The sequence below is a fragment of the Microvirga roseola genome (assembly GCF_020866965.1).
In the GTDB taxonomy this organism is placed as follows: Bacteria; Pseudomonadota; Alphaproteobacteria; order Rhizobiales; family Beijerinckiaceae; genus Microvirga; species Microvirga roseola.
Genome location: NZ_JAJATX010000018.1, coordinates 13256 through 37519 on the forward strand (window position 1 = coordinate 13256; position 24264 = coordinate 37519).

The window sequence follows — 24264 nt, forward strand, 5'->3', positions numbered from 1 at the left end:
GGCGAGAGAACATGACACGGAAAGGATACTCAGACGGTTGTGCCCTGATGCTCCCGGTCCAAACGATCCTCGCCGGACAGCGTGGATCGCTTGCCGAAACGCCCTCTCAACCAGCCGGACACCTTTGCGCCGAGCACCAGCATCGACGGGGTGAGAACGAGTGTCAGGATGGTGGCGAAGGTAAGACCGCCCGCAATGGCGCTCGACAGCTCCGTCCACCACTGGGTCGAGGGAGCGCCGACGGCCACGTCCCGGTTGACCAGATCGATGTTGACCGCGAGCACCATCGGCATCAGTCCGAGAACGGTCGTGATCGAGGTGAGGAGCACCGGGCGCAGGCGCTGTGCGCCGGTCCGCAAGGCTGCCTCGACCGGCCCGACGCCGCGCCCGCGCAGGTCGTTGTAGGTATCGATCAGCACGATGTTGTTGTTGACCACGATACCCGCAAGCGCGATCACGCCAATGCCGCCCATCACCACGCCAAAGGGCCTTCCGGTGATCAGCAGGCCGAGCAGAACGCCCGCCGTCGAAAAGATGATAGCGCTCAGCACCAGCACGGCCTGATAGATGCTGTTGAACTGCGTCACCAGAATGATGAGCATGAGGAAGATGGCGGCGGCGAAAGCGACCGTGAGGAACTGCGCGGCCTCGCGTTGCTCCTCGTCCTGCCCGGCAAATTCGTAATTCGCTCCCTCGGGCAATTCGGCTGCCCCGAGCGCAGCCCGAAGCTGCTGGATTTTGTCGTTCACCAGGACGCCTTCCGGCACGTCGGCGCTGACCGTGATGACGCGCCTCGCATCCACCCGGCTCAGGGTGCCCGTGCGCGGGGATGGTTCGAAGGTGACGAAGTTTCGGATGGGCACCAGCCCTTCCTGCGTCGGAATGCGCAACTGTTCGAGCTGCTCCAGGCTGCGATTGGTCGCAGGGAACCGGACGCGGATCTCCACCTCCTCGTCCGCATCGTTCGGGCGATACTCGGCGACCTGGAGCCCCCGGGTCAGCAGCTGCACCGCCTGCCCCAGCAATGTGACGTCCGCACCGTAGCGGGCGGCCTGGGCGCGGTTGACGTTCAGCTGCCATTCGACCCCCGGAAGGGGCCTGCTGTCCTCCACATCGACGAAGCCGCCTATCTCGCTCATCAGAGCGCGGATGCGTTCCACCACGCCCGCGAGCGTATCCGGGTCGCGGGCGCTGACCCGCAGCTGGATCGGCTTGCCTTGGCTCGGCCCCTGCTGCTGTTCCCGGATCTGCAACTGGATGCCGGGGATCGATGCGGTCCGCTCGCGGATATCCTGCGCAATGACGGCGGCCTTGCGTCGGCGGTCCCATTCGGCAAGCTCCAGCTGAATCACGCCGACCACATCCTCGGCGAGCTCGCGCCCACCGAGGCGCACGCCGATCGTGCGGGCATAGACGGTCTGGACTTCCGGCAGGTCGAGAATGGCCTCCTCCAGGCGCCGCACCAGCGCGTCCTTTTCGTAGACCGAGAGATTGCCCCGCGCCTGAACCTGAACCTGCACGAAATCCGGCTCGATTTCGGGAAAGAACGTCACCCCTCTCCCGTACCGCGCATAGCCGACAATGGCTGCTGCGAGCATGGCGAAGGCGACAACGAGGCTGAAGGTGGGACGGCTCACGAACCAGCGCAGCAGGCGCAGATAGGCGCCGGTGCCCCCGGCGATCTGGTCGAGGCTACCGGTCTCCGCAGCGCGAATCGCCGCCAGCTGCTGCTCGCTCTGTGCGCCCGAGCGCCCGATCATGCCGCCAAGGACGGGGATGAAGACCAGCGCCATGAGCAGGGATGCGGTGAGCGTGATGATGACGGTAATCGGCAGGAACTTCATGAACTCGCCGACAACGCCTCCCCAGAACAGAAGCGGCAGGAACACGGCCAGCGTCGTCGCTGTCGATGAGATGATCGGCCAGGCCATTCGCTTGGCCGCGAAGGAATATGACTCGCGCGGCGACGCCCCCTCGGCCATGCGCCTGTCGGCCAGCTCCGTCGTGACGATGGCGCCGTCCACCAGCATGCCGACGACGAGTATAAGGGAGAACAGGACGATGATGTTGAGCGTATAGCCGAGCCCGTAGAGCACGATCATGCCCGCCAGGAACGCGCCCGGAATCGAGAGCCCCACGAGGATCGAAGACCGAAGCCCCATGGTCGCAACGATGACGATCATCACCAGGATGATCGCGCTGAGCACATTGTTCTGCAGGTCGCCGAGCATGGTGCGGACCTGCTTGGATTCGTCCTGGAGATAAGTGACAGAGACCGTGGAGGGCCAGGTCTGCTGGCGCTCGGCGATGAGCGCGCGCACGCTCTCCACCGTCTCGATGATATTGGCGCCCGTCCTCTTCTTGATCTCCAGGGCGACGGAAGGCTGACCGTTGATGCGCGCGAAGCTCTCGGGGTCGCGGAAGGTACGGCGCGGCACGGCGACGTCCTGGAAGGTCACGACAGTGCTGCCGACGACCTTTACCGGCAGATTCAAGACATCTTCGATGTTCTCGATGACGCCAGGGACCTTGAGCACGATGCGCCCGGCCTCCGTCTCCAAGGCACCGGCCGCGATCAGGCGATTATTGCGCTGGATCTGGCTGATCAAGGTCTCGAAGGAAATGCCATAGGTCTCCAGCGCCACAGGATCGATCAGGACCTCGAGCACCTCCTCCCGGTCGCCGCCGATATCGACCTCCAGCACGCCGGGCAGAGCCTCGATGCGGTCCTCGAGATCGTTGGCGAGACCGACCAGCGCGCGCTCGGGGATGGGGCCGGACAGCACGGCCGTCAGGACGGGAAACAGGGCGGTGTTCACCTCCTGCACGACCGGCTCTTCCGCGCCGGACGGCAGCTCCACCTTCGCCCGATCGACGGCCTCGTGCACCTCGTCGAGCGCCTCGTCCGCATCGAAGCCGGCGTCGAACTCCAGCGTGACGGAGGCATAGCCCTCGGCCGCCGTCGCACGGATCTCCTTCAGCCCTTCGATGGTCTGGAGCTCGGTCTCGAGCGGTCGCACGAGGAGCCGCTCCGCATCCTCGGGCGAGATGCCTTCATAGGGCACCGACACATAGATGGTCGGGATCGGAATATCGGGCGAGGATTCCTTCGGGATGGTCAGGTAGGAGAGCACGCCGAAGCTCAGGATCAGCAGCAGCAGCAGCAGGACCGTGCGGCTTCGGCTGAAGGCGGCGTCGATGATCGCATTCACTGCCCGCTCCCCGCCGTGGCGCGCGCGCGCAAGCGCTGCAGGAGTTCGGGATCGGGCTCGCCCGTGACCGGCAGGCCGAAGCGCGCCTGGGCGGAGCGGATCGCGTCAACGGTTTGGGGGCCTGGGACGCCGTCGGCCGGCCCGGGGTCGAAGCCTGCGGCTGCAAGCGCGAGCTGGATCTCCGCGATGGAAACAGGAACCGGGAGCGTGGGAGTGGGCTCTTCCGGAGAAGGAGCAGCGGCCACCACGGCGGGAGGCGCTGTCTGAGCGGCCTGGGACCGGTCTGCGGACTCCGGGGGTGCGGGGGCGGTGCTCCCGGCGGCAGGAGCCGGTTCACGCGCAGTCGGGACGGTCTGGGGAAGCGCTGGCGGAGCGGGCTGCGCATTGCTGCTCTCCGCGACCGTGACGCGCTCTCCTGCGCGGACGAAGCCCTGGCCGGTCGTGACCAGCCGGATCTGCGACGGCAGGCCGGACACCCAGATTCCGTCGGCCTGAGCCCGCACGATCTCGACCGGATAGAAGCGGACGACATTGTCTGCATCCACGGTCTTCACCCCGAGTGCGCCGTCCGTCCCGAGGGACAGCAGTGCAGGAGAGAGAAAATGGGCCGGCACCGTCTCGATGGGGATGCGCGCCTCGGCGCTGATGCCGGATGGCGTCCGGCCATCGGGATTGGGTACCTCGACATCCACCCGGAAGGTCCGTGTCTCGCGCTGCGCATTGGCGGAAACATAGGTAATCCGTCCCTGGGCCTCGCGGCCCGTCACGAAGGTCACGTTGGCGGGCGCGCCGACGCTGACCTGATCGATGCTCTGCTGAGGCACGTTCACGGTGACGACCAGCGGGTCGTTGTCGATCAGCGTGGCGACCGTCCCGTTCGCCGACACGAACTCGCCGACCTCGACCGCAACCTCGTTGACGATCCCGGAGAACGGCGCCTCGATCGTCGTGTTCTCGATCTCCTGCTCGATACGCGCCAGGGCCGCGCGGGCGGCCTGCAGCTGGGTGAACGCCTCGCGGACGCGCTGTTCGGGCGTATAGCCCCGCTCCCCCAACCGCGTGGCGGCCTCGTAGTCGGCCTCTCTTTGCGCGACTTGGGCCCGCACCTCCTCGCGCCTTGCGACGAGTTCCTCGAGAGCGAGGCGCACAACGAGCGCGCCCTCCTCGATCCGCCCCCCCTCCTCCACCGGGATCTCGGCCACGGTGCCGTCGGCCTCAGAGCGCAGAACCACCTCGCGAACGGGGCGGACTTCGCCCTGGATAAGCAGAGAGCGCGTGACCGGCTGCGCCGACAGTCTCCGCGCCTCCACCAGCACGTCGCCGGCGGCCCGCGGCGGCTCCGGGGGCGCCGCATCCTCGGTCTCAAACAGCATCCCACTTGCAATCCAGCCGACGAGCGCCACGACGAGCACGATGGAGATCAGCACGGAGCGGTTCACCACATCACTCCTGGCCGAAGGCCCAGATCGGCAATCGGCGCGATGCCGTATCGAGACGCAGTCTATGCCTGTCCATAATTCCCTGGCCGGTTTGGTGTGATCTAACGGGCTGCCGGGGAGAGAACTCGGTCTCGGCGTTTCCGTTCACGGGCGACAGCTGGCATTGGCCCAGCAATGACCCTGCCGAGCTTGAGCCCAAGTGCCTGATCCGGTTGCCTGGGCAAGTCCGGCTTCCTGGGCAAGCGCAAACGCTCAGCTTCGCCTTGCCGACTACCACCTGAACTTCGGCCAATCAGGCGGACGGAGCGTACCGGGACCCATCCGCCTACCCCTCAGCGCCGACGTTTCACGAGTTTCCATACCTGCCGCAGCAGAAAGATATTTCGAATGAGCCTGAACATTGCGTCGATCTCCTGAAAACCTGATGAGGATTCAAGAGGACCAGGAGACGAATGTTCCAGGGTTCACCGTTTGCGATGCGCTAAGCCGCCTAACGATACCGGCAGCCCACTGCCGAATTGGCCAGGACAACTGGCGCTCAGGACCCGCCGCAATCGACCCGGTATCTGGAGCAGAGGCAGCGGCATTATTTTCTAGGGACTTTGGAGCGGGCGATGGGAATCGAACCCACGACATTCAGCTTGGGAAGCTGACGTTCTACCTCTGAACTACGCCCGCATGACTCTATTCATACCGGTGTTATCCCCTATCCGGCAAGGGGTCAGCGGAAATGCTTCGAGAGTTTGAGGCCCTGCGCCTGATAGTTGGAGCCCGCTCCTGCGCCGTAGAGCACCTTTGGCCTCTCCGCCATGCGCTCGTAGACAAGGCGACCGACGATCTGCCCATCCTCCAGGATGAAGGGAACATCGCGGGATCGGACCTCCAGGACTGCACGGGCCCCCTCCCCTCCCGCTTCCGCATGGCCGAAGCCTGGATCGAAGAAGCCGGCGTAGTGGACCCGGAACTCGCCCACGAGGGGGTCGAAGGGCACCATCTCGGCGGCGTAGTCCGGCGGCACATGAACCGCCTCCTTGGAGGCGAGGATATAGAACTGCCCGGGGTCGAGGATCAGGGTGCGGCTGGAATCCGCATAGAGCGGCTCCCAGAAATCGGCGATCCGGCAGGATCCGGGCTTATCCACGTCGATGAGGCCCGTATGCCGCTTGCCGCGGTAACCGATGAGCTTGTCGGCCCCGAAGCCCGCCAGATCTACGCTGACGGCGACGCCATCCTGGATCGAGGGCTCGGCCGAGGTCACCACCCGCTCGCGCTGGTGCAGGGCATGGAGTTCGGCATCGCTCAGGCGGACGTCTCCCTTCCGCAGCCGTAGTTGCGAAAGGCGCGTCCCCGTCCGGACTAGGACCGGAAAGGTTCTCGGCGAGACCTCGGCATAGAGCGGACCACGGTAGCCGGCGCCGATAGTGTCGAATTCCTGGCTGCGGTCGGTGATGACGCGGGTGAACACGTCGATCCGCCCCGTCGAACTCTTGGGGTTTGCTGCGGCGGAGAGATCCTGAGGTAGGGCAAGGCCTTCCTGCAGCTCAGCGATATAGACACTTCCCGTCTCCAGGATGGCCCCGGGGCCGAGATCGATCTCGTGAAAGCTCAGCTGGGTCAGCCGGTCGCGAACCGTGTGGTTGCGGCCGGGCAGAAAGCTGGCGCGGACCCGGTAGGCCCGCTTGCCCAGCCTCAGATCGAGGCTCGCGGGCTGCACCTGATCGGATGCAAAAGGCGTCTCGGGCGCGATCACGCCTGCTTCCGTCAGGCGCATGATGGCATCAGCCGATTGGATCCCGTCCTTCAACGCTACCATGATCTTGCTCCGACGGGCCTTCGCCCTGTGTTGTCCAGTGTGGCTTCTCTCTAAGCCATGTTACGGAATTCTTAATCCGTTTCCTCATTCTCGTCGCGAAACACGTGCCATGCCAGGGTCACACGCGCCAAAGCGCTCATGAAGGTTAACCCCGCGAAGGCATAGGCCAGGACCGGGAATCGGTCCGGCACCAGGATCATGACGAGGAAGAACAGGATGGTCTCGGTGCCCTCCATCAGGCCAGCGGAGAAGTAGAAGGACTTGATCCCGCGGGACGAGCCCTCGATCCCGCGCTTGGCCGCCACCGCCGCAAAGGCCAGGAAGCTCGCTCCATTGATATAGAAGGAGAGGAGCAGGATGGCGGCCGGCAGTGCATGAGCCTCAGGCTCCCGCAGGGCGAAGGCTGCCGGCACGGCCCCGTAGATGACGAAATCGAAGACGATATCGAGGAATCCGCCCCGGTCGGTGCGCTGGCTGGCGCGTGCGATCGCGCCGTCGAGTCCGTCGAGCAGCCTGTTGAGGGCGAACAGGACGAGCGCCGCCGCATCGAACTGCAGCACGATCATAAGGGCGGCTCCGAGCCCGGCGACCAGCCCCAAGGCGGTCGCTGCATCCGCGGAGAGCCCGGCTTTCGCCAGGCTCCGCCCGGCCCGGTCCAGGGGCGGATCGATCAGGGGCCGCACCCAGCCGTCGAGCATGGCATCATCTCCTCTGCCTCGATTGACGAGGTTCAAGGGCGGGCTTACCACGGACCTGCAGCGATCTTCCACCTTTGATAGAGGAGCCCATGTACAAGGCCATAACCCGTGGCATCAGCGTGACGGTGACGCCCCGCTACATGCCCGAAGAATCGTCCCCGGATGATGGCCGGTACTTCTTCGCCTATACGGTGGAGATCATCAACACGAGCCTGGAACGGGTTCAGCTTCGCGCCCGCTGCTGGACTGTCACCGACGAGCGGGGCCGCGTCCAGGAAGTGCGGGGCGCCGGGGTCGTCGGCGAAGAGCCGATCCTAGGACCAGGCGAGAGCTTCAGCTACACTAGCGGCTGCCCCTTAACCACGCCGGGCGGCACCATGCAGGGCAGCTACGTGATGGAGACCGCCAGCGGCGATGTCTTCAACGCGGAAATTCCCGCCTTCTCGCTCGATGTTCCGCGCACCAACCGCATTCTTCACTGAGGTCTGAATGTCTCCCACAGGTCAGCGGCTGGCGCCGCTCGAAATGCTCGCAAAGCTGGTTTCGCTCGATACTGAAAGCTCAAAATCCAATCTGCCCCTGATCGAGTTCGTCGAGGGCTATCTGCAGAGTTGGAACGTGCCTTACGTCCGCCTTCCGAATGCGAGCGGTGACAAGGCGTCGATCTATGCCACGATTGGCCCGCAGGATCGGGGCGGCGTCGTTCTCTCCGGTCACACGGATGTTGTGCCGGTCAAGGGTCAGGCGTGGACGTCGGATCCCTTCACGCTGCGCGTCGAGAATGGGCGCGCCTATGGACGCGGCGCGGTGGACATGAAGGGCTTCGATGCGCTGACCCTGGCGCTCATTCCCGAGTTCCTGGCGGCCGACCTCAAGACGCCGATCCACATCATGCTTTCCTATGATGAGGAAACCACCTGCCTCGGCGTCGTCGACGGCATCCGCAGAATGGGCCGCGATCTGCCCATGCCGAAGGCCGCCATCGTCGGAGAGCCGACCATGATGGAAGTCGTGGATGCACACAAAAGCGTCGTGACCTTCTCCACCACCGTGCACGGGTTCGAGGCGCATTCATCGAAACCCTATCTCGGCGCGAGCGCCGTGATGACGGCAGCGGAGCTGATCGCGGAGCTCAACCGGATCGCTGACGAGATGATGGAGCGCGGTGACACGAGCGGACGCTTCGATCCTCCCTATACTACGGTCCATGTGGGGACCGTCTCCGGCGGAACAGCCCGCAACATCCTTTCCAAGTCATGCAACTTCCATTGGGAGTTCCGCGGCCTCCCGAGCCTCGACCCGCAGGAGATCCCGAACCGTCTCGACAAGTTCGTTCAGGAGGTCGCCTTGAAGCGCCTCAACCGCTTCGGAGATTTCGGCCGGATCGAGACGCAGCTCGAAGTGGCGGTGCCGGGCCTTGCACCGGAGCCGGGCTCCGCCGCGGAAGTGCTGGCGCTGAGGCTTGCGGGCAAGAACCATACGCAAACCGTGCCCTTCGGCACGGAGGCTGGTCATTATCAGGCGGCCGGTATTCCCACCGTCGTCTGCGGCCCCGGCTCCATCGACCAAGCTCACCAGCCCGACGAATACATCACCCTGGAGCAACTCGAGGCGGGCGCGGCCTTCATGCGTCGCCTCGCTGCCACCTGCGCAAGCTCCTGACGATTGATCCGCATTATGGCTGTGCCTGTTCCGGCCATTACGTCGTTGAAAGATGACGTCCCAATCGCCCATGCCCGCAACGAATGCGGGCATGGTAGGTAATGCGAAGAATAGGCTGCTTCGGGCGCTCCCTTACGCCTCTGACTTCGCAATTTCGGCCTCGACCGCAGTGGGGTCTAGGTCATAGAATTCCGAGCAGAATTCGCAGGTCACGCCGATGCGGCCGTTCTCGCCGACCATGTCGCGGCGATCCTCCGGCGAGAACCGGCGCATCATGGCCATGATGCGATCATGCGAGCATGTGCATTCCTCATGCACATGCTGTCCTTCGAAGACGCGCACGCCGCGCTCGTGGAAGAGGCGATAAAGCAGGCGCTCGCTGGAGACGGCGGGATCGACGAGTTCGTGATCTTCGACTGTCGCGAGCAGGTGCTTGGCCTCGACCCAGGCATCGTCCTCCGACGGGGCATCGAGATCGTGCGACGGATGCCCCTCCGGAATATCGCCGGGCGCGAGATCGGCCTGACGCAGGCGATCCGGCGACGTGGGAAGGAACTGGATCATCAGCCCGCCGGCGCGATAGGTGTGCCGCCCATTCTCGAACTGTTCGGCAACGGCTAGCCGCACTTGGGTCGGGATCTGCTCCGACTGGCGGAAATACTGGTGCGCCGCCTCTTCGAAGCTTTGCCCTTCGAGCGCGACCACACCCTGGTAGCGGCTGCGGTCCGTGCCCTGGTCGATGGTCATGGCGAGATAACCAGAGCCCAGAAGGTCCCCTGTCTTCAGCGAACCTGCACCGAGAGCCTCGAGCTTCTCCTTGTCGAAGCGAGCGGTGGCGCGCAGCCGGTCCGGCGCATTGAAGTCCACGACCACCATGTCGATGATGCCGTCGGTCTTGGTCTGGAGCTGAAAGCGCCCTTCGAGCTTGAGGGAGGCTCCGAGCATGACCGTGAGTGCAGCCGCCTCGCCGACGACGCGGGCGACCGCATCCGGGTAGTTATGACGCGCCAGCAGGGTGTCGATGGAAGGCCCGAGACGGACGACCCGCCCGCGCACGTCGAGAGGCTCGACCGCGAAGGGCAGGACGATGTCGTCGTTTCCTTCGAACGGGGCTGAACTCATGCCTCTGCTGCTCCCAAGCACCAGGCCAGGATGCCCTTCTGTGCATGAAGCCGGTTTTCCGCCTCGTCGAAGACGACCGATTGGGGCCCGTCCATGACCTCATCCGTCACTTCCTCGCCGCGGTGGGCGGGAAGGCAATGCATGAAGACGGCGTCCTTGGCAGCCACGCTCATGAGCCTGGAATTGACCTGATAGGGCTTCAGCAGATTGTGGCGGCGGAACTCGTCGTCGTCCCCCATGGACACCCAGCAATCGGTAACCACGGCGTCGGCACCCTCTGCGGCCTCGAAGGCATCGGTCGTCACGCTGATCTCCGCTCCTTCTTGTTTCGCCCATGACAAAAGCTCCGGACGGGGAGCAAGTTCCGGCGGAGAGGCGATCTTGAGCCGGAAATCGAGCTTCGCCGCAGCATGAACCCAGGAAGCGAGCACGTTGTTTGCGTCGCCCGTCCAGGCGATCGTGCGTCCCTTGATCGAGCCACGGTGCTCCTCGAAGGTCATCACGTCCGCCATGATCTGGCAGGGATGCGTCATCTTGGTGAGCCCGTTGATGACCGGGATCGAGGCGTACTGGGCAAGCTCCGCCACCATCGCATGATCGAGGGTGCGGATCATGATGGCGTCCACGTAACGGGACAGGACGCGGGCCGTATCGGCGATGGTCTCGCCGCGGCCGAGCTGCATCTCCTTGCCCGTGAGCATCAGCGTCTCGCCACCCAGTTCCCGCATGCCTACATCAAAGGAGACACGGGTGCGGGTGGACGGCTTGTCGAACACCATGGCCAGGACCTTGCCCTCAAGGGGACGCTCCTTGGCGCGCTCGCCTCTGCGGCGCTTGGCTTTGAGCTCCAGTCCGACATTCAGGACGTGGCGAATCTCGGCGCCGGAAAAATCGCTGAGATCGAGGAAGTGACGGGTCTTCATTGGGCAGCTCCCCGCTGAGCGGTAGCGTTCAGCTCAGCTTCAATGGCCAAACAGGCGGCATCCATGCGGTCGAAAGCTTCCGTGATGTCCGCCTCGGTGATGATCAGGGGCGGAAGAAGGCGGGCGACGTTGTCCCCGGCCCCGATCAGGATCAGCTTCTGGGCACGGGCCGCAGCGATGAATTCGGTATTGGGCACGATAGTGCGCAGGCCCATCATGAGGCCATGCCCCCGCACCTCGGCAATGACGCCGGGGTGACGGTCCTTGAGTTCGGCGAGGCGCTGCTTGAGGAGCAGTCCCATCCGCTCGACATTCTGCAGGAACCCGGGCTCAAGGATCACGTCGAGCACCGCATTGCCGACAGCCATGGCGAGCGGATTGCCGCCGAAGGTGGTGCCGTGCGTGCCGGCCGTCATGCCCTTCGAGGCCTCGGCCGTGGCGAGGCAGGCGCCCAGAGGAAAGCCGCCGCCGATGCCTTTCGCGACCGACATGATGTCCGGCGTCACGCCCGTCCACTCATAGGCGAAGAGCTTGCCGGTACGGCCGACGCCCGTCTGGATCTCATCGAAGATCAGGAGCAGTCCGTGCTGGTCGCACAGCGCGCGCAGTTCCTTCAGGAAGGCGTTCGGCACCGACCTGATGCCGGCTTCACCCTGGATCGGCTCGATCATGAGGGCGGCGGTCTCGGGACCGATGGCGGCCTTCAGGGCCTCCATGTCATCGAAAGGAACCTGATCGAAGCCTTCGACCTTCGGGCCGAAGCCCTCGATATACTTGGCCTGGCCGCCGGCCGCGATGGTCGCCAGGGTCCTGCCATGGAAGGCGCCCTCGAACGTAACGATGCGGAAGCGCTCCGGATGCCCGCCGGCGGCATGATATTTGCGCGCCATCTTGATGGCCGCCTCATTCGCCTCGGCGCCGGAATTGGAGAAGAACACCACATCGGCGAAAGTATTCTCCACAAGCCGCCGGGCCAGCCGCTCCCCTTCCGGGATCTGGAACAGGTTCGACGTGTGCCAGACCTTGGCGGCCTGCTCCGTCAGGGTTTTCACGAGGTGCGGATGGGCATGGCCCAGAGCGTTCACGGCGATGCCGGCCCCGAAATCCAGATATCGCTCACCGTCTCGGTTATAGAGCCAGGGGCCCTCCCCTTTTTCGAAGGAAAGCTCGGCGCGCGCGAAAACGGGCAGCAATGGCGATGTCACGGGGCTATCTCCGCCTAGAGGGACCCAAGGTCGCACCCGGGCCCGAAAAAGAAAGCGCCGCCCAAGCTGGGCGGCACAAAAGAAATTCTAACGAGGCCTGAGACCCTGTCAATTCAAGAGAAATGAAGTGACCCATCACAGGCAAATTTTCCCGAAGTCGACTTCCCTGGGGAAAACGACATGGCATGTGCGGGGACTCTTGCGCCCGAGTCCACCGATCTAGTAACTTCGCAGCAGTCGAGTACGACATCCCGTACGGCGGCCTTCACCCTCAGGAGCGACCCTCGCAACGCGGTCGGACATTTTTGCTCTGTCCGCGAGGCATGGGGGATTCTGAGTCAAAGGCGGCCCTGATGGAGGCAGGAAACAAAATGATGGATGCGGGCGCAACCTGGACGGACGAGAGGGTCGAGCTTCTGAAGAAGCTCTGGGCCGATGGTTTGAGCGCGAGCCAGATCGCAGCCGAGCTCGGCAACGTGACCCGCAATGCGGTGATCGGCAAAGTCCACCGCCTTGGCCTCTCGGGCCGTGCAAAGGACGCAAAGCCCGCCTCCGCTGTCTCCCAGCGCCCCCGCAAGGCCTCGCGCGTTCCCAGCGCCCCGGCCCCAATTGCGCCTCAGACCCACAGCAATGTGGTGATCGCTCCGATCTCCCTGCAGCCGGCTGCCATGGAGACGGAGGTTCTGGTCGAGGAGAATATGGCCATCCCGATGTCCGAACGCGTGACAATCATGGAACTGCGTGAATCCATGTGCCGCTGGCCCATGGGCGACCCGACCAAGCCCGATTTCCGTTTCTGCGGCGCCCGCTCCATCACGGGCCTGCCCTATTGCACCCATCATGCCCGCATCGCCTATCAGCCGGTTGCCGATAGGAAGCGCGAGCGGAAGCTGGCCCGCGCCTGAGCGACTCTGCAGGACAAAACAAAAAGGGCGCAGCGATGATGGTCGCTGCGCCCTTATCTTTTGCCTATGAGGAGATCGTCAGCCTTCGGCCTTCAGGGGCTGCTCCTCGCGTGCGAAAGTCTCGTCGAAGGAATAGCCGGCCCCGCGCACGGTGCGGATGGGATCGGGCCTGCGAGGCAGGTTGATGGCCTTGCGGAGCCGACCCACATGCACATCGACCGTCCGCTCGTCGATATAGACATCGTGCCCCCAGACCGCATTGAGCAGGTGCTCGCGGCTGAAGACCCGCCCAGGGCTCTGCATGAGGAACTCGAGAAGCCGGAATTCCGTGGGGCCGAGATGCAGTTCCTTGCCCGCCCGGCGGACCCTGTGCGTTTCCCGGTCCAGCTCCATGTCACCGGCCCGCAGCAGGGTCGCGATATGCGCCGGCTTCGTGCGACGCAGGAGCGCGCGCACGCGCGCGAGCAGTTCCGGCACGGAGAAGGGCTTGACGATGTAGTCGTCCGCTCCGGTGGACAGGCCGCGGATGCGGTCGCCCTCCTCGCCCCGCGCCGTCAGCATGATGACGGGAAGACGCTCCGTCTCGGGCCGGACGCGAATGCGCCGGCAGAGCTCGATGCCCGACAGGCCCGGCAGCATCCAGTCCAGCAGCACGATGTCTGGAACCTGCTCCCGCAGGCGGATCTCGGCCTCGTCCCCCCGGGCCACGCTATCCACGTCATAGCCCTCGGCCTCGAGGTTGTAGCGCAGGAGGAGAGTAAGCGGCTCCTCGTCCTCGACGATCAGAACGCGCGGCCCCATAGTGTTAGGCTCCTGTATGGACCGTCGTATCGATGGATCGGTCGTTCTTGGGACGGTCGATCGCCAGCGTCTCGCCGGTGACGAGGTAGTGGACCGTCTCCGCGATGTTGGTGGTGTGATCGCCGATGCGCTCGATGTTCTTGGCGCAGAAGAGAAGATGCGTGCAGAACGAGATGTTGCGCGGGTCTTCCATCATGTACGTGAGCAGTTCACGGAAGAGCGACGTGTAGAGCGCATCGATAGCCCCGTCGCGCTGCCAGACGTCGAGCGCCTTCGCCGTGTCCTGCAGCGTGTAAGCATCGAGCACGTCCTTGAGCTGCCCCATCACGAGGTCGCTCATGTGCTGCAGTCCGACCACGATCTTCTGCGGCTGGAAATCGCTGCCGATGGCGAGCGCGCGCTTGGCGATGTTCTTCGCCAGATCCCCAATGCGCTCTACGTCGCCGGACACGCGGATCGCGGAGATGGTCTCGCGCAGGTCGACCGCAAGCGGCTGACGCCGGGCGATGGTGAAAATCGCATTCTCCTCGACCTCGCGCTGCAGCGCATCGAGGCGGGGATCGGCCGAGATGACGGCTTGGGCCAGGGCCTTGTCGTGCCGCACGAGCGCCGAGATGGAATCGACGAGCATCTTCTCGGCGATGCCGCCCATTTCGGTGATCCGTCGCCTGAGACCCTGCAGGTCTTCGTCGTAGGAGCTGACGATATGCTCCGCCATGGGAGGCCTCCCTCGTAGCGCTTCGGTCAGCCGAAGCGTCCCGTGATGTAATCTTGAGTTTGCTTCTTGCCGGGGTTCATGAACATCTTGGCCGTCGGCCCGAATTCCACGAGCTCGCCGAGATACATGAACGCGGTGTACTGCGATATGCGCGCCGCCTGCTGCATGTTATGCGTGACGATCACGATGGTGAATTCGGAGCGCAACTGCTCGATCAGCTCCTCGATTTTTCCGGTGGAGATCGGGTCGAGGGCGGATGTGGGCTCGTCGAGCAGGATCACCTCAGGCCGCTGCGCAATGGTGCGCGCGATGCACAGGCGCTGTTGCTGACCGCCGGACAATCCCATGCCCGACTGGCGTAGCTTGTCCTTCACCTCGTCCCAGAGCGCAGCCTTGCGCAGGGCCTCCTCGATACGGTCGTCGAGTTCGCCCCTCGGCAGCTTCTCGTAGAGGCGAATGCCGAAAGCGATGTTGTCGTAGATCGACATGGGGAACGGCGTGGGCTTCTGGAACACCATGCCGACTCGGGCGCGCAGCTCGTTCACATCGATGGAGGACGACAGGACGTTCTGGCCGTCGAGCAGGATCTCGCCGGTGGCGCGCTGCTCGGGGTACAGGCTGTAGATGCGGTTGAAAGTACGCAGCAGCGTCGACTTTCCGCAACCGGAAGGCCCGATCAGAGCCGTAACCTGCCGATCGAAGAAATTCAGAGAGATGTCCTTCAGACCCCGGAAATCGCCGTAGTAGAAATCAAGGTTCCTGACAGCGATGCGGACAGACGCGTTGGCGTCGGCCGCGGCCGCATTCCCGATGCCGCCGCCGGCATTGACTGCAATCGTGCTCATCGGACTTTATCCTTCCTCAAGAGCAGGCGCGCGGTGATCGACAGCGCCAGGATCGACAAGGTGATGATGAGGGCACCGGCCCAGGCCAACTGCTGCCAGTTGGAATAGGGCGCGAGCGCGAACTGGTAGATCGTGACAGGCAGGTTCGAGACGCCGCCCATCAGGTTGGGGCTGAACCAGAAAGTATTGTTGAGCGCCGTGAAGAGCAGCGGCGCGGTCTCTCCGGCGATGCGGGCAGTCGCCAGGATCACGCCGGTGACCATGCCGGCTCGCGCCGCCTTCCAGCTGATCTTGACGATCACCGTCGACATCGGAGCTCCGAGGGCGGCGCCGGCTTCGCGCAGAGAGCCCGGCACGAGACGGAGCATGTCCTCGGTCGCCCGCACGACGACCGGAACCGCGATGATGGCCAGAGCCACGCCGCCCGCCCATCCGGAATAGCCGCCCATCGGCTGCACCATGAGCATGTAGACGAACAGGCCGATCAGGATGCTCGGGGCGGCCAGAAGGATGTCGTTGACGAAGCGAATGACCATCGCGAGCTTCGATCCCTTGCCGTATTCGGCGAGGAACGTTCCCGCGAGAACACCGATCGGCGTGGCAACGATAATGCCGAGCGCCGTCATGATCAGGCTGCCGACGATGGCATTCGCGATGCCGCCGCCCTCGCTGCCTGGACCGGGAGTGGTCTCGGTGAAGACCGCAGGCGAGAGAGCGCCGAAGCCCCTGTAGAGGAGCATCAGCAGGATCCAGCCGAGCACGGTCGCCCCGAGGACCGTGAACAGGACGCAGATGATCTTGAGCGCGCGGTCAGCCACGTAGCGGCTGCGGCGGACACGTCCCCACGGAGCAGGAGCGGCAATCGTCTTGTCTTGCAGCGCAGTGTCCATGAGCCGCCCCTTAGTGAGTTTGAACGCGCGAGATCAGAAAGCGCGCGAACATGAGAACGATGAAGGTGACCAGGAACAGGATACAGCCGAGTGCGAGGAGCGCGTGCATCTGCATGCCGGCAGCTTCGTTGAACTCGTTGGCGATACGCGATGCGATCGTGGAGCTCGGATCGAAGAGCGAGAGAGAGAGCCTGTTTGCATTGCCGATCACGAAGGTCACGGCCATGGTCTCGCCGAGGGCGCGGCCGAGGCCCAGCATAATCGCACCGATGATGCTCACGCCCGCCTGCGGCAGGAGGACGTAGCGGACCACTTCCCAGGTGGTGCAACCGATGCCGTAGGCGCTTTCGCGCAGCACGGTCGGGATCTGGTCCAGGATGTCCCGGGCGATCGAAGCGATGAAGGGAATGATCATGATCGCCAGGATGATCCCGGCCGTCATCATGCCGACGCCCGAGGGCACTCGCGCATAGAAGATCGTGCCGAGGATCGGAATCCCTTCCACCAGCTCGGAGACGGGGATTTGGACAAACCGGGCAAAGAACGGGGCGAAGACGAAGAGGCCCCACATGCCATAGATGATGCTGGGAACCGCCGCGAGCAGTTCGATGGTCGTGGAGACCGGGCGCTTGAGCCAGGGCGGGCAAAGCTGCGTCAGGAAAATCGCGATGCCGATGGAGATCGGCACACCGATGACGAGGGCAATCAGGGCCGAGGTCAGAGTGCCGGAGATGGCGACCCAGGCGCCATACTGATCCTCGCCTACATTCCAGACGCTGGAGGTAATGAAACTGAAGCCGAATTCCTGGAAGGCGGGCCACCCGCCATAGAGCATGGCGCCCAGGATTCCGGCGAGGACGGCGAGAACGACCAGGGCGGAGCCGTAGCTGGCCCAGCGAAAACCCTGGTCGAAGCCGGGCGAGGTGCGACGGCGGACGGTCTGCATGTTCGACATAACGACTTCATCAGACAAGACAGCCATCCGCCATACCCCATTTTACCGGTCGTTAGCCAGCCACTTACATCTTGTAGACGGGCTGACCCGACTTGTTCTTGATTTCCTTCGCCCAGGTTGCACGAACCTGCTCGACGACGTTGTCGGGAAGGGGAACATAGTCGAGGTCGGCGGCCAGCTTGTCGCCGTTCTTGTAGGCCCAATCGAAGAACTTCAGGACCTCGGCAGTCTGCTCCGGGTTCTCCGGGTTCTCATAGACCAGGATGAAGGTCGGAGCGGTGATCGGCCAAGCCTCGTCGCCGGGTTGGTTGGTCAGCGAGATGCCGAAGCCGGGAGCGGCCGTCCAGTTGGCGTTAGCAGCAGCAGCCTGGAAGGACTTGGTCTCCGGCTGCGGATACTTGCCGGCCTGGTTCTGGAGCAGAGTGTAGGGAATGTTGTTCTGCTTGGCGTAGGCGTACTCGACGTAGCCGATCGAGTTCGGAACCTGCTTCACCGTGGCGGCAACGCCCTCGTTGCCCTTACCACCCTGACCGGCCGGCCAGTTGACCGTGGTGCCGGCGCCGAGGTCCGACTTCCACGCGTTGGAAACCTGCGAGAGATAAGTGGTGAACACGCTGGTCGTGCCCGAGGAGTCCGAGCGGTAGACCGGAGTGATGTTGGCGTCGGGCAGCTTCACGCCGGAATTGAGCTGGGCGATCTTGGGATCGTTCCACTTGGTGATCTTGCCCTGGAAGATGTCAGCCAGGACCGGACCCGTCAGCTTGACCTGACCGGACTGCACGCCCGGGATGTTGACGACCGGCACGACGGCGCCCATCACGGTCGGGAACTGCACGAGGCCGCTCTTCTCGAGAACCTCGGCCTTCAGAGGAGCGTCGGTGGCGCCGAAATCCACGGTCTTGGCCTGGATCTGCTTGATGCCGCCGCCAGAACCGATGGACTGATAATTCAGGCCGGTTCCGGTCGCCTTCTTGTAGGCCTCAGCCCACTTCGAATAGACCGGGAAAGGGAAGGTCGCGCCCGCGCCGGTGATGTCAGCGGCAGACGCCGTAGTCGTAAGGCTCGCGACGGCAAGGCCGACCGCAACCGCGTAGGACATGATTTTCACGATAAATCTCCCTGTTCATACAAGCGCGACAGGTGGCTCAGCTTATGTAGGCCGGGCCGCGCGAGGGGACCCCTAGGACCCGGGCATGTCGCCTCTACGACACTTGAATGACAGTTAGATGACAGCTTGAGCGAAACCCTTCTGCTGCTTGGGTTCTTAGTTTTTCCACAGGCGTGGAAAACGAGCCATTCTGCTCACGAGGACGGCACCGGAGAGACCTGTTCAAAGACTCGTGACTATGGCTAGACTCGCCCGCTGGCGCCCGCCTCCGGAAGCGTCACCGTGAACTGGGCGCCCTGCCCCGGCTGGCTTTCGACGTCGAGATGACCGCGGTGCCGGTTGACGATGTGCTTGACGATGGCAAGCCCCAGCCCCGTACCGCCCTTCTCACGACTTTGCGCCACGTCGACCCGGTAGAACCGCTCGGTCAGGCGCGGCAGGTGCTCGGGCGCGATGCCGGGCCCGTAATCCTTGACAGAGACCGTCAGGAACGGCCCCTGCTGGCCATGGGAGACACCGGTGCGGCCCAACTCGATCTCCACCTTCCCGCCGCTCTCGCCGTACTTCACCGCATTCTCGATGAGGTTTTCCAGGACCCGGAGCAGTTCGTCCCGGTCGCCCAGCACATGGGCCGGGAGATCAGGAAACTTGGATTCGATGTCGACGCCTCTTTCCTTGGCCAGAGGCGAGAGGGTCTCGATCATGTGCGCGGCGAGGGCCGTCAGATCCACGGGCTCGGTTGGCGGAACGTGGGCGCGCATCTCAATGCGCGACAGGGAGAGAAGATCGTCGATCAGGCGCTTCATGCGCTGGGCCTGGACCCGCATGATCTCGAGGAAGCGCTCGCGGGCCTTGGGATCCTCGCGGGCAGGACCCTGTAGGGTCTCTATGAAGCCGAGCAGGGATGCCAGGGGCGTGCGCAGTTCATGGCTGGCATTGGCGACGAAATCGGCCCGCATGGCCTCGAGACGCCGGGCCGAGGTCAGATCTCGGAAGAACAGGACCACGCCGGACTGCATATCGGCCGCAGAGGCATTGTGTTTCAAGGGGCCGATATGGACCTCGAAAACCCGCTCCGTCGGGACCCGCTCGCCATACTCGACCCGCAAGGGGGCTTGGGAGGATAGAACCCGCTCGATGCCGTCGAGGACATCCGGGCTACGGAGCGCGAAGGACAGAGGATGCCCCGTCTTGAGGGCCGGCAGCAGGTTGTGGGCAGCCTCGTTCGCCTCGACCACCACGGCGCGCTGATCCACCAGAATGACCGGATCCGGAATATGGGCCAGGAGCGCCTCGGCATGGCCTGCGCGCAGGGACCCTCTGGGCGAGCGCTGCCTGCCGCTGCCCAGACCCCGGGCCCGACCGGCCACAAAGACACTGAGTACGAGAGCCAGAGCCGCTCCCAGAAGCAACCATCCATCGAAGCGCCCCTGCGCAGCCGCGATCAGGATCAGCAGGAAACAGGCGATCGCGGCGCCGCGGAAGGCAGCGCGTCGCGCAGACACTTCGCTCTTGGGCCCGGCTGTCGGCCGGGTCTCGTCGGGATCGCTCATGGGGACGGTGGAGGCTTTTGGAGGGACGACATTCTCTTTAGGACGCTCCCTCCCCTCCTGCCAAGCCTCTACTCGGCCGGAACCTCTTCACTGTCCGGCTTAAAGGAGTCCCGCGCCGCGCGGATGCGGTTGCGGATCTCGTAGGCTCCGAGCAGCGCAAGGGCGACGACGAAAGGCACGAGGTAATAGCAAAGGCGGTACAGCAGCAGGGCGCCCAGAACCGGCTCGCGGGGATAGCTGGAGAGCGCCAGGAGGATCGTGGCCTCAAAAACGCCGAGCCCTCCCGGCGCGTGGCTTACGACCCCGAGCATCACGGCGAAGATGTAGACCGCCAGGAACGTCTCGAAGCTGATATTGTGGCCGCCGGGAAGGAGGACGAACAGGACGGCCGCACCGGCGCAGACGTCCCCGGCTCCGATCAGGATCTGCGCCAGGGACAGGCGGAACCCGGGCAACTCTAGCTTCCAGCCCTGGATCCTTACGGAGCGCCGCTTGAGGGAGACCCAGACCATGTAGCCGGCGACGAAGATGGCCGCGACCAAGCCGATGATCTGGTTGACCCAGATATTCGTGTAGACGAGGCTTGCCAGCTCGTCGGCCTGGCGGATCAGGCTCCAGGCCAGCACGAGGGCCATGCCGAGCCAGAAGGTCACCCCCGCGATCACGGTCAGACTCGCGACCCTCCCGGGGCGTATGCCCCTGGACGAGTAGATCCAATAGCGGACCGTACCCGCCGTCAGCAGCGGAAATCCCAAGGTGAAGCTGACCGCATAGCTCGTGAAGGAAGCCAGGGCCGTGGTGCGGTATGGGATTTGCAGCTTGAGCTGCCTGAGAGCAATCGCATCGTAGCAGGTCAGAAGACTGTAGCTGACCGCTGTGAAGAGAATAGCCAAGCCGATCTGTCGGGTGCTCGCTGCCGTGAAAGCAGCCTTGAGCTCCGTGACCTCGATATCGGACACGATATGCCAGAGAACGGCCAGAGACGCGACGAACAGGATGGCGCTCGCCGCCATTCCGATCCAGGCGAAGCGGCGGGAGCGCTTTTCCCTCGGATGGAGGGCGTCGGCGGACGACATCTCGGGAGGCGAGACCGGATGAGGGCTCATATCGTTCATGAAAACTGTCAACCGGCCTCGGCGTAGGAAGGATCACTCGATGGTTCGAGGGCTCGCGCCTGCATTTATGCGCTCAGGACCGGAAGCGCCAGACTCAGGTCGCTTTTAGTGGCTTCGGGCCGGCTGGGCTACCCTTCGGCGTCCGGAATCGCGCATTCGTCCGGATTTGGGTTGTCAGCTTCAAAAAGCCTTACAACAATGGCGTCATGAGGAGACTTGGCGGTATAATGCCTGACCAGGGAGTTCCCGGTGGATTTCAACGAGACCGAAAACCAGTTCGCTGTTCTGGCGGAAACCCTTCCGCAACTCGTCTGGTCGGCGCGCCCTGACGGCTATCATGACTATTTCAATCGCCGCTGGCAGGAATTCACAGGGCTTACGCCCGAGCAGTCGGGAGGAGAAGGATGGCAGGCGGCGATCCATCCGGATGACCTGCCTCACCTGCTTTCCCGGTGGCGCTACTCGCTCGAAACCGGCTCCCATTACGAGGAGGAGCACCGGATCCGAAATACGGCCGGAGATTACGAGTGGGCGCTCACTAGGGCCATTCCCATCCAGGACCTGTCGGGCAACATCGTGCGCTGGTTCGGGACCAGCACCAATATCGATGCTCAGAAGAAGGCGGAAGAAGCTCACCGGATTCTCGAGAGCCAATGTCGCCTGGCTCTTGAAGCCGCCAAGCTCGGAACCTGGAAGATCGATCTCGAGAGGGAAGAGATCGCCTGGGATGAAGGAACCTGCGCCCTCTACAACATCCCGCATGACGGCCTCTACAGCCTCCCCCTCAAGGAGGCCATGCTTCTGATCCATCCGGAGGACCGGCGGGATGTGCAGGAGCGCATCGCCGCTGCCGCAGATCCAGGCTCGAACGGCCGCTACGAGTCCGAGTACCGTGCGGTCCTGCCGGATGGAAAGCTCCGGTGGGTCCGTTCGCACGGACAGGCCTTTTTCGTTCGTGAGGATGGCAAGAGCCGTGCGGTGAGCCTCTCGGGCGTTGTGAGCGACGTTACCGAACGCCGCGCCTCGGAGGAGGCCCAGCAGCTCCTAACCCGGGAGCTGAACCACCGGGTCAAGAATCTCTTCGCCATCGCAAACGGCATGGTCTCCATGACGGCCCGCACGGCCAAGGACCCGAAGGAAATGGCGGCCGCCCTGAGGGGCCGCCTGAGCGCCCTCGCGAAGGCGCACGAACTGGTGCAGCCTGCCTTTCCGCCCGGCAGGGGGACGGGGCATGAGGTCGGCCTCTCACAGCTGATCGACGCCGTTCTCGAACCCTATCGGCAGGCCGGGCACAACCAGATCGTGATCGAGGGACCGGACGTGCGCGTGGGCTCGAATACGACCACGAGCCTTGCTCTGGTCCTGCACGAACTTGCGACAAATGCCGCAAAATATGGCTGCCTGTCGAGCCCGGGCGGGAATCTCGCCATTCGGTGGATGATCGAGAATGCGACTGTCGTGGATCTTCTCTGGACTGAGACCGGCGGTCCCCTCATCGAAAATCCTCCGGATTTCGAAGGCTTCGGATCGCAGCTCTCCCAGAGAAGCATCGCCGGCCAGCTCGGCGGCAGCTTGGATCGGGAGTGGCGGCCCGAGGGTCTTTTTGTCCATATGACGCTGCCTCTCAACCGCCTGACCGATTAGTGGAACAGTTCCATGAGTTTCCATCGCCGCGCCCTTGTTCTGGGCGGCGCCCGTTCCGGCAAGAGCCGCACGGCGAAGCAGCTTGCCGAGACCGCCGCCCCGGCGCGGCTCTACATCGCCACAGCCCAAGCCTTCGACGAGGAGATGCGGGAGCGCATCGCCCACCACCGGGCCGAACGGGACGGCTCGTGGCAAACGCTTGAAGCCCCCTTGGAACTGGCCGGTATCATCCGCGAAACGACCAGCCCGGAACGGGTCGTGCTCGTCGACTGCCTGACGCTCTGGCTCTCGAATCTCCTGCTGGCGGAGCGCGATGCGGAGCGTGAGGCGGATGGTCTGGTGCAGGCCGTCAGGGAGGCCGCGGGACCGCTGATCCTCGTCTCCAACGAGGTCGGCCAGGGAATCGTGCCCGCGACACCCTTGGGACGCCGTTTCCGGGACGAACAGGGACGCCTGAACCAGCGGCTCGCGGAGGCTTGCGATGCGGTCGTTTTCGTGGCCGCGGGATGCCCGGTATTGCTCAAGCCGGCCCCGCCCCTCCAGTTGGCACTTAGCTGACGGGTTCTTCCACTACCGAACTTTCAGGGCGACCTCCGCCGCGAGCGCTTCGATCATCGCCGGCGTCGAGGGGCCGCCGCAGATCGTCAGCCTGGCCGGGACTTTCAGACGCCGCTCCAGAGGCACGGTTTTCACCAGAGCCGGATGGACGAAAAGCGCCGAGCCTTGGTCGACGGCCTGGCTCGAGCCTTCGTCCACGAGCATGTAGTCCGGCGGCGAGGTCAGGAGCGCCTCCATCGAGACGGTGCCCCCCTGCATCAGGCCGAGAGCCTTCTGGTGAGGGACGAACCCCATATGGGCCAGGATCTCGTTCTGCATGGAATCCAGTGACGGAACCCACCCCCGCCTGTCGTAGATCAGGATGCTGGACCGGGAGGGCACGATGTCCTTCGTCCGCGCAAGCGCAGCGTCGATCCTCGCGATCAGGGCCTCGCCCCGTTCCGGGTGGCCGAGACGGCGGGCCAGGGCCCGGATCTGCTCTCTTCCCTGCTCCAAGCGCGTCCAGGGCCCGAGCCTCAGGACGTCTAGGCCCTGCGCCTGGAGCAAAGCGGCCTGATGCTGCTGGCCGTAGGTGCCGGCCAGGACGAGGTCGGCCCCGCCGAATAGGACAGCCTCCGCCCGCCCCTCATTAACCGGAAGAGCAGCCGCCTCCTCCGCCAGGAAGGACAAGGACGGGTCGCGCGAGAGAAAGCTCAAGGAGGCGATCTGCTCGCGGTCCGCCAAGGCCAGCAGGAGCTGATCGGCGCAGAGATTGAGCGACACCACGCGTTGGGGTTTCGGCTGCGCAACGGCCAGCCCTCCTCCAAGCCACAAGGTCAGGACGAGCGGCACGATCCATCTGGATAGGAGCCTGAGATGGAGTTGCGGGACCACTGACACCTTCATGACAGGAGAACTGACGCTGATGCCTCGGTACCGAGGTGAAACGGGAACACGGTGTGGACACACGTCCAGTGCCGTGGCTGTCCCACGCGACTGTGGGCGGTGAGCGGCGGTCCTTCATGCCATTGAAGCGCCGGGAGGGAAAGCGCGGCAAGATTTGGGAAGGCGGATCGCCGCGATGAACTGCAAGCCAGGAGATCATCCTGCCCATCGCGC

At 64.2% G+C, this 24264-nt stretch carries 21 protein-coding genes, 1 tRNA gene and 1 riboswitch; of the genes, 5 read left to right on the top strand and 17 right to left on the bottom strand.

The window, feature by feature from the left end; genetic code table 11:
- Nucleotides 1-29 precede the first annotated feature (29 nt).
- From LG661_RS12615 to LG661_RS12635, 5 genes are all read right to left on the bottom strand, one after another.
- Nucleotides 30-3212 (bottom strand): efflux RND transporter permease subunit, encoded by a 3183-nt coding sequence (locus LG661_RS12615; RefSeq protein ID WP_230532254.1) that lies wholly within the window; start codon nucleotides 3210-3212, stop codon nucleotides 30-32.
- On the bottom strand, nucleotides 3209-4651 hold the full coding sequence (locus LG661_RS12620; protein WP_230532255.1) for an efflux RND transporter periplasmic adaptor subunit: 1443 nt from the start codon (nucleotides 4649-4651) through the stop codon (nucleotides 3209-3211). The genes LG661_RS12615 and LG661_RS12620 overlap by 4 nt, the downstream gene beginning before the upstream one ends.
- Nucleotides 4652-5254: 603 nt before the next feature.
- Nucleotides 5255-5329, bottom strand: a tRNA-Gly gene (locus tag LG661_RS12625).
- A 43-nt stretch (nucleotides 5330-5372) separates the two neighbouring features.
- Nucleotides 5373-6464, bottom strand: coding sequence for a 2'-deoxycytidine 5'-triphosphate deaminase (locus LG661_RS12630; RefSeq protein ID WP_230532256.1), 1092 nt, complete (start codon nucleotides 6462-6464; stop codon nucleotides 5373-5375).
- Between the two features lie 71 nt (nucleotides 6465-6535).
- On the bottom strand, nucleotides 6536-7162 hold the full coding sequence (locus tag LG661_RS12635; protein WP_230532257.1) for a CDP-alcohol phosphatidyltransferase family protein: 627 nt from the start codon (nucleotides 7160-7162) through the stop codon (nucleotides 6536-6538).
- Between the two features lie 89 nt (nucleotides 7163-7251).
- On the opposite strand from LG661_RS12635, the gene apaG reads away from it, so the two are divergent.
- A complete protein-coding gene (apaG, locus tag LG661_RS12640; protein ID WP_230532258.1) occupies nucleotides 7252-7644 on the top strand; it encodes a Co2+/Mg2+ efflux protein ApaG in 393 nt (130 codons plus the stop codon).
- Nucleotides 7645-7651: 7 nt separating this feature from the next.
- On the top strand, nucleotides 7652-8824 hold the full coding sequence (gene argE / locus LG661_RS12645; protein ID WP_230532259.1) for an acetylornithine deacetylase: 1173 nt from the start codon (nucleotides 7652-7654) through the stop codon (nucleotides 8822-8824).
- 132 nt (nucleotides 8825-8956) lie between these two features.
- Here argE and LG661_RS12650 read toward each other — a convergent pair whose 3' ends face one another.
- Genes LG661_RS12650 through LG661_RS12660 form a run of 3 tightly spaced genes read right to left on the bottom strand, consistent with a single transcriptional unit; the run spans nucleotide 8957 to nucleotide 12074 of the window.
- Entirely contained in the window at nucleotides 8957-9946 is a 990-nt protein-coding gene (locus LG661_RS12650) for an Hsp33 family molecular chaperone (RefSeq protein ID WP_230532260.1), read from the bottom strand.
- Nucleotides 9943-10869, bottom strand: coding sequence for an ornithine carbamoyltransferase (gene argF, locus LG661_RS12655; protein ID WP_230532261.1), 927 nt, complete (start codon nucleotides 10867-10869; stop codon nucleotides 9943-9945). The genes LG661_RS12650 and argF overlap by 4 nt, the downstream gene beginning before the upstream one ends.
- Nucleotides 10866-12074, bottom strand: coding sequence for an aspartate aminotransferase family protein (locus LG661_RS12660; protein WP_230532262.1), 1209 nt, complete (start codon nucleotides 12072-12074; stop codon nucleotides 10866-10868). The genes argF and LG661_RS12660 overlap by 4 nt, the downstream gene beginning before the upstream one ends.
- Nucleotides 12075-12445: 371 nt before the next feature.
- On the opposite strand from LG661_RS12660, the gene LG661_RS12665 reads away from it, so the two are divergent.
- Nucleotides 12446-12979 carry a GcrA family cell cycle regulator gene (locus tag LG661_RS12665; protein ID WP_230532308.1) on the top strand — a complete coding sequence of 178 codons (534 nt, stop codon included), beginning with the start codon at nucleotides 12446-12448 and terminating at the stop codon, nucleotides 12977-12979.
- A gap of 78 nt (nucleotides 12980-13057) precedes the next feature.
- Here the strand turns inward: LG661_RS12665 and phoB are convergent, their stop codons facing one another.
- The 8 genes from phoB to LG661_RS12705 all read right to left on the bottom strand — a co-directional run bounded on the left by phoB (nucleotide 13058) and on the right by LG661_RS12705 (nucleotide 20964).
- A complete protein-coding gene (gene phoB / locus LG661_RS12670) occupies nucleotides 13058-13780 on the bottom strand; it encodes a phosphate regulon transcriptional regulator PhoB (protein ID WP_230532263.1) in 723 nt (240 codons plus the stop codon).
- A 4-nt stretch (nucleotides 13781-13784) separates the two neighbouring features.
- Nucleotides 13785-14498, bottom strand: a complete 714-nt coding sequence (phoU, locus tag LG661_RS12675) for a phosphate signaling complex protein PhoU (RefSeq protein ID WP_230532264.1) — start codon at nucleotides 14496-14498, stop codon at nucleotides 13785-13787.
- Between the two features lie 26 nt (nucleotides 14499-14524).
- On the bottom strand, nucleotides 14525-15343 hold the full coding sequence (pstB, locus tag LG661_RS12680; protein WP_230532265.1) for a phosphate ABC transporter ATP-binding protein PstB: 819 nt from the start codon (nucleotides 15341-15343) through the stop codon (nucleotides 14525-14527).
- A complete protein-coding gene (gene pstA / locus LG661_RS12685; RefSeq protein WP_230532266.1) occupies nucleotides 15340-16233 on the bottom strand; it encodes a phosphate ABC transporter permease PstA in 894 nt (297 codons plus the stop codon). The genes pstB and pstA overlap by 4 nt, the downstream gene beginning before the upstream one ends.
- Nucleotides 16234-16243: 10 nt before the next feature.
- Nucleotides 16244-17179, bottom strand: coding sequence for a phosphate ABC transporter permease subunit PstC (gene pstC, locus LG661_RS12690; protein ID WP_407666705.1), 936 nt, complete (start codon nucleotides 17177-17179; stop codon nucleotides 16244-16246).
- Nucleotides 17180-17252: 73 nt separating this feature from the next.
- Nucleotides 17253-18287 carry a phosphate ABC transporter substrate-binding protein PstS gene (gene pstS / locus LG661_RS12695; protein WP_407666706.1) on the bottom strand — a complete coding sequence of 345 codons (1035 nt, stop codon included), beginning with the start codon at nucleotides 18285-18287 and terminating at the stop codon, nucleotides 17253-17255.
- Between the two features lie 251 nt (nucleotides 18288-18538).
- Entirely contained in the window at nucleotides 18539-19849 is a 1311-nt protein-coding gene (locus LG661_RS12700; protein WP_230532269.1) for an ATP-binding protein, read from the bottom strand.
- A gap of 68 nt (nucleotides 19850-19917) precedes the next feature.
- A complete protein-coding gene (locus LG661_RS12705) occupies nucleotides 19918-20964 on the bottom strand; it encodes a lysylphosphatidylglycerol synthase domain-containing protein (RefSeq protein ID WP_230532270.1) in 1047 nt (348 codons plus the stop codon).
- A 249-nt stretch (nucleotides 20965-21213) separates the two neighbouring features.
- Here LG661_RS12705 and LG661_RS12710 point away from each other — a divergent pair, with 249 nt between their 5' ends.
- Nucleotides 21214-22608 carry a sensor histidine kinase gene (locus LG661_RS12710; protein ID WP_230532271.1) on the top strand — a complete coding sequence of 465 codons (1395 nt, stop codon included), beginning with the start codon at nucleotides 21214-21216 and terminating at the stop codon, nucleotides 22606-22608.
- Between the two features lie 12 nt (nucleotides 22609-22620).
- Nucleotides 22621-23166 carry a bifunctional adenosylcobinamide kinase/adenosylcobinamide-phosphate guanylyltransferase gene (cobU, locus tag LG661_RS12715; RefSeq protein WP_230532272.1) on the top strand — a complete coding sequence of 182 codons (546 nt, stop codon included), beginning with the start codon at nucleotides 22621-22623 and terminating at the stop codon, nucleotides 23164-23166.
- Between the two features lie 12 nt (nucleotides 23167-23178).
- On the opposite strand, the gene LG661_RS12720 is transcribed toward cobU, so the two are convergent.
- Complete coding sequence (locus LG661_RS12720; protein WP_230532273.1) at nucleotides 23179-23997, bottom strand: ABC transporter substrate-binding protein; 819 nt, start codon at nucleotides 23995-23997, stop codon at nucleotides 23179-23181.
- A 61-nt stretch (nucleotides 23998-24058) separates the two neighbouring features.
- A riboswitch (cobalamin riboswitch) is annotated at nucleotides 24059-24262 on the top strand.
- The last annotated feature ends 2 nt before the right edge of the window (nucleotides 24263-24264 follow it).